This window comes from Rhodanobacter sp. 7MK24, from assembly GCF_014842995.1.
Lineage (GTDB): Bacteria > Pseudomonadota > Gammaproteobacteria > Xanthomonadales > Rhodanobacteraceae > Rhodanobacter_A.
In genome coordinates, this window is record NZ_JACYXL010000021.1 from 1 (window position 1) to 5,459 (window position 5,459).

Annotated in this window: 2 tRNA genes and 3 rRNA genes; all 5 read left to right on the plus strand. The window is 55.0% G+C overall.

From position 1 onward, the window contains the following. The first annotated feature begins 285 nt into the window (after positions 1-285). The 5 genes from IHE49_RS18270 (at position 286) to rrf (ending at position 5,354) form a co-directional block, all read left to right on the plus strand. Positions 286-1,826: ribosomal RNA gene (locus tag IHE49_RS18270) — 16S ribosomal RNA — on the plus strand. Between the two features lie 83 nt (positions 1,827-1,909). Further along, a tRNA-Ile gene (locus IHE49_RS18275) sits at positions 1,910-1,986 on the plus strand. 5 nt (positions 1,987-1,991) lie between these two features. Continuing rightward, positions 1,992-2,067, plus strand: a tRNA-Ala gene (locus IHE49_RS18280). 185 nt (positions 2,068-2,252) lie between these two features. Then, positions 2,253-5,131, plus strand: a 23S ribosomal RNA gene (locus IHE49_RS18285). Positions 5,132-5,241: 110 nt separating this feature from the next. After that, a 5S ribosomal RNA gene (rrf, locus tag IHE49_RS18290) occupies positions 5,242-5,354 on the plus strand. Together the 16S, 23S and 5S rRNA genes with 2 tRNA genes alongside form the textbook arrangement of a ribosomal RNA operon. The last annotated feature ends 105 nt before the right edge of the window (positions 5,355-5,459 follow it).

Sequence of the window (5,459 nt, forward strand, 5' to 3'; positions counted from 1 at the left end):
GCCCCACCACCCGCGCTGAAGAGACTTCGACGAAGGTGTTGACGGACCGAAAAGACGATGTATAGTAGGCGGCTCACCGGGACGAAATGTCCTGTAGCGGAAAGCTCCGCGGTGACAAGATCTTTGACAGTGTGCACAGGTGAATTGTGTGGACGCCTTGCGCTGGCGAGTCGATGACTTGTCCAAGCAATGCAAGCGTCCCACCCAAATGAAAGTCAGTAATGAGTTTTGATTGGTTGGGGTCACGCTTCAGAAAGATAGATCGTCTTCGGATGATCGAAAACTTAAGTGAAGAGTTTGATCCTGGCTCAGATTGAACGCTGGCGGCATGCCTAACACATGCAAGTCGAACGGCAGCACAGGTAGCAATACCGGGTGGCGAGTGGCGGACGGGTGAGTAATGCATCGGGATCTACCCAAACGTGGGGGATAACGTAGGGAAACTTACGCTAATACCGCATACGTCCTAAGGGAGAAAGCGGGGGCTCGCAAGACCTCGCGCGGTTGGACGAACCGATGTTCGATTAGCTAGTTGGTAGGGTAATGGCCTACCAAGGCGACGATCGATAGCTGGTCTGAGAGGATGATCAGCCACACTGGGACTGAGACACGGCCCAGACTCCTACGGGAGGCAGCAGTGGGGAATATTGGACAATGGGCGCAAGCCTGATCCAGCAATGCCGCGTGTGTGAAGAAGGCCTTCGGGTTGTAAAGCACTTTTATCAGGAGCGAAATGCCATGGGCTAATACCCCGTGGAGCTGACGGTACCTGAGGAATAAGCACCGGCTAACTTCGTGCCAGCAGCCGCGGTAATACGAAGGGTGCAAGCGTTAATCGGAATTACTGGGCGTAAAGGGTGCGTAGGCGGTTCGTTAAGTCTGTCGTGAAATCCCCGGGCTCAACCTGGGAATGGCGATGGATACTGGCGAGCTAGAGTGTGTCAGAGGATGGTGGAATTCCCGGTGTAGCGGTGAAATGCGTAGAGATCGGGAGGAACATCAGTGGCGAAGGCGGCCATCTGGGACAACACTGACGCTGAAGCACGAAAGCGTGGGGAGCAAACAGGATTAGATACCCTGGTAGTCCACGCCCTAAACGATGCGAACTGGATGTTGGTCTCAACTCGGAGATCAGTGTCGAAGCTAACGCGTTAAGTTCGCCGCCTGGGGAGTACGGTCGCAAGACTGAAACTCAAAGGAATTGACGGGGGCCCGCACAAGCGGTGGAGTATGTGGTTTAATTCGATGCAACGCGAAGAACCTTACCTGGCCTTGACATGTCCGGAATCCTGCAGAGATGCGGGAGTGCCTTCGGGAATCGGAACACAGGTGCTGCATGGCTGTCGTCAGCTCGTGTCGTGAGATGTTGGGTTAAGTCCCGCAACGAGCGCAACCCTTGTCCTTAGTTGCCAGCACGTAATGGTGGGAACTCTAAGGAGACTGCCGGTGACAAACCGGAGGAAGGTGGGGATGACGTCAAGTCCTCATGGCCCTTACGGCCAGGGCTACACACGTACTACAATGGTCGGTACAGAGGGTTGCAATACCGCGAGGTGGAGCCAATCCCAGAAAGCCGATCCCAGTCCGGATCGGAGTCTGCAACTCGACTCCGTGAAGTCGGAATCGCTAGTAATCGCAGATCAGCTATGCTGCGGTGAATACGTTCCCGGGCCTTGTACACACCGCCCGTCACACCATGGGAGTGAGTTGCTCCAGAAGCCGTTAGTCTAACCGCAAGGGGGACGACGACCACGGAGTGGTTCATGACTGGGGTGAAGTCGTAACAAGGTAGCCGTATCGGAAGGTGCGGCTGGATCACCTCCTTTCGAGAACGACAGCGCGATTCGTCGCGCAAGACGTCCACACAAGACACCTGTATTTCACGTAGCGTCCCTAGCAAGAAGCTTCCGGGTCTGTAGCTCAGGTGGTTAGAGCGCACCCCTGATAAGGGTGAGGCCGGTGGTTCGAGTCCTCCCAGACCCACCAACCACGGGGCCATAGCTCAGCTGGGAGAGCACCTGCTTTGCAAGCAGGGGGTCGTCGGTTCGATCCCGACTGGCTCCACCATGGTGACGCGTGAAATCCAAGCACACATAAAGATTTGAAGCGAGGCGGCGTTGAGGCCGTTCTTGTGTTCTTTGAAAACTGGCAAACGAGTGACAAGCGTCTTGGTTCGAACCGAACCGAGACACGTGTTGAGGCACGAACAGGTGGTTTGAAACGTGTAATCCCGAGGCGACTTGGGGTTATATGGTCAAGCGACCAAGCGTATACGGTGGATGCCTTGGCAGTCAGAGGCGATGAAGGACGTGGCAGCCTGCGAAAAGTGTCGGGGAGCTGGCAACAAGCTTTGATCCGGCAATGTCCGAATGGGGAAACCCACCGCGCAAGCGGTATCCGTAACTGAATTCATAGGTTGCGGAAGCGAACCCGGGGAACTGAAATATCTAAGTACCCGGAGGAAAAGAAATCAACCGAGATTCCGTCAGTAGCGACGAGCGAACGCGGACTAGCCCAAAAGCATCTAGTGTTTTAGTCGAACGGTTTGGAAAAGCCGGCCATAGCGGGTGATAGCCCCGTAGGCGAAAGGGCATTAGGTGTGAAATTGAGTAGGGCGGGGCACGAGAAACCCTGTCTGAACATGGGGGGACCATCCTCCAAGGCTAAATACTCCTGACTGACCGATAGCGAACAAGTACCGTGAGGGAAAGGCGAAAAGAACCCCGGAGAGGGGAGTGAAATAGACCCTGAAACCGTATACGTACAAGCAGTGGAAGCCCGCAAGGGTGACTGCGTACCTTTTGTATAATGGGTCAGCGACTTACTGTCAGTGGCAAGCTTAACCGTCTAGGGGAGGCGAAGGGAAACCGAGTCTGAATAGGGCGCATAGTCTCTGGCAGTAGACCCGAAACCGAGTGATCTATCCATGGCCAGGTTGAAGGTGCGGTAACACGCACTGGAGGACCGAACCCACATCTGTTGCAATAGATGGGGATGAGCTGTGGATAGGAGTGAAAGGCTAAACAAACTCGGAGATAGCTGGTTCTCCTCGAAAGCTATTTAGGTAGCGCCTCGGACGAATCTTCCTGGGGGTAGAGCACTGTTATGGCTAGCGGGTCATCGCGACTTAGCAAACCATGGCAAACTCCGAATACCAGGACAGACTATCCGGGAGACACACGGCGGGTGCTAACGTCCGTCGTGAAAAGGGAAACAACCCAGACCCGCAGCTAAGGTCCCCAAGTTCTAGCTAAGTGGAAAACGATGTGGAAAGGCATAGACAGCCAGGAGGTTGGCTTAGAAGCAGCCATCCTTTAAAGAAAGCGTAATAGCTCACTGGTCGAGTCGGTCTGCGCGGAAGATTTAACGGGGCTAAGCTAGACACCGAAGCTCGGGGTGCACACTTTGTGTGCGCGGTAGAGGAGCGTTCCGTAAGCCTGTGAAGGTGGATTGTAAAGTCTGCTGGAGGTATCGGAAGTGCGAATGCTGACATGAGTAACGATAATGCGGGTGAAAAGCCCGCACGCCGAAAGCCCAAGGTTTCCTCGCGCAACGTTCATCGGCGCAGGGTGAGTCGGCCCCTAAGGCGAGGCAGAAATGCGTAGTCGATGGGAAGCTGGTTAATATTCCAGCACTTTTCTTAAGTGCGATGTGGGGACGGAGAAGGTTAGGTCTACCGGGCGTTGGTTGTCCCGGGGAAAGGCGGTAGGCATGAGGGTTAGGCAAATCCGGCCCTCTTTATGCCGAGCACCGAGACGAGCCCTTTTGGGCGAAGTGACTGATACCACGCTTCCAGGAAAAGCCACTAAGCTTCAGCTTAAGAAAAACCGTACCGTAAACCGACACTGGTAGGCAGGGTGAGAATCCCAAGGCGCTTGAGAGAACTCGGGTGAAGGAACTAGGCAAAATGGCACCGTAACTTCGGGAGAAGGTGCGCCCTTTTTGGTGGCTACATGCGTAGCTGAGCTGAGAAGGGTCGCAGTAACCTGGCCGCTGCGACTGTTTATCAAAAACACAGCACTCTGCAAACACGAAAGTGGACGTATAGGGTGTGACGCCTGCCCGGTGCTGGAAGGTTAATTGATGGGGTCAGCCGCAAGGCGAAGCTCTTGATCGAAGCCCCAGTAAACGGCGGCCGTAACTATAACGGTCCTAAGGTAGCGAAATTCCTTGTCGGGTAAGTTCCGACCTGCACGAATGGCGTAACGACAGCGGCGCTGTCTCCACCCGAGACTCAGTGAAATTGAAATCGCTGTGAAGATGCAGCGTTCCCGCGGCAAGACGGAAAGACCCCGTGAACCTTTACTATAGCTTTACACTGAACGTTGAGTTCTTCTGTGTAGGATAGGTGGGAGGCTACGAAACCGAGACGCTAGTTTCGGTGGAGCCATCCTTGAAATACCACCCTGAAGTGCTTGACGTTCTAACCTCGGCCCGTAATCCGGGTCAGGGACCGTGTATGGTGGGTAGTTTGACTGGGGCGGTCTCCTCCCAAAGAGTAACGGAGGAGCACGAAGGTACGCTCAGCGCGGTCGGACATCGCGCACTGTGTGCAAAGGCATAAGCGTGCTTGACTGCAAGATCGACGGATCAAGCAGGTACGAAAGTAGGTCTTAGTGATCCGGTGGTTCTGTATGGAAGGGCCATCGCTCAACGGATAAAAGGTACTCCGGGGATAACAGGCTGATACCGCCCAAGAGTTCATATCGACGGCGGTGTTTGGCACCTCGATGTCGGCTCATCACATCCTGGGGCTGTAGCCGGTCCCAAGGGTATGGCTGTTCGCCATTTAAAGTGGTACGCGAGCTGGGTTCAGAACGTCGTGAGACAGTTCGGTCCCTATCTGTCGTGGGCGTTGGAGATTTGAGGGGGGCTGCTCCTAGTACGAGAGGACCGGAGTGGACGTTCCGCTGGTGTTCGGGTTGTCATGCCCATGGCATTGCCCGGTAGCTATGAACGGAAGCGATAACCGCTGAAAGCATCTAAGCGGGAAGCGCGCCCCAAGATGAGATCTCCCGAGAGTTCAACTCTCCTGTAGGCACCATTTAGACTAAGTGGTTGATAGGCGCGGTGTGGAAGTGCAGCAATGCATTGAGCTTACGCGTACTAATGAGCCGTGCGGCTTGACCATATAACCCCAAGTGGCCTTCGCCACGTGCCGGTTCCAACGAATCCGGACGCTTGTCACTCGTTTGCCAACCGAATTGAAGCGGGCGCAATCTGCGCTGCTTCAACCCCTTCCCTGGCGGCCATAGCGCTGTGGTCCCACCCGATCCCATCCCGAACTCGGAAGTGAAACGCAGCCGCGCCGATGGTAGTGTGCACTTGCATGCAAGAGTAGGTCACCGCCAGGGGCTTTATCCCAAACACCCTTACCGATACCGGTGAGGGTGTTTCTTTTTGCGCCCCTCCAGACGAATCTCTGAAGCGTAGACACCGCTTCCCGCGGACGTATTCGC